This is a genomic window from Bartonella sp. CL71SXKL (genome assembly GCF_042194935.1).
Classification (GTDB): domain Bacteria; phylum Pseudomonadota; class Alphaproteobacteria; order Rhizobiales; family Rhizobiaceae; genus Bartonella.
This window is the reverse complement of the sequence record NZ_JBHINI010000128.1, coordinates 1-321: the sequence shown is the minus strand read 5'-3', so window position 1 is coordinate 321 and position 321 is coordinate 1. Positions and strand designations below refer to the sequence as shown.

The window sequence follows — 321 nt, the reverse complement described above, 5'->3', positions numbered from 1 at the left end:
TCAACAAGACTTTTAAAGTTAACCCTACGAACAAAGTGATGCGTAGCGTTTACAAATTTGAAGTTGATACAGCCAAGCTTCAGCAAGCTAGTCAAGACGACGTTGTTACCATGTTTGAAAATGGCTCAAAATTGATTGATCTTGTAGAAGAATTTTTGAAAACAACGTTGGGTCTTACTAAAGCACAAGTCAAAAAGATGGATGAAGAAATGGGTCAACAAGATCTTACTGAAATGTCTAATTACGTGGCTTCCCGTTTGATGGGGATGTCCGATGAAGACATTAAGGAACAAGAAACTTCATTAGACCCAAAAGACCAAT

Annotated in this window: 1 protein-coding gene; it reads left to right on the top strand. The window is 37.4% G+C overall.

Annotated elements, in window-relative coordinates; translation table 11 throughout:
• Positions 1 to 38: 38 nt before the first annotated feature.
• Positions 39 to 321, top strand: a 283-nt coding sequence (locus tag ACFILA_RS09875; protein WP_375661165.1) for a phage tail tube assembly chaperone, incomplete at its 3' end; no start/stop codon positions are given.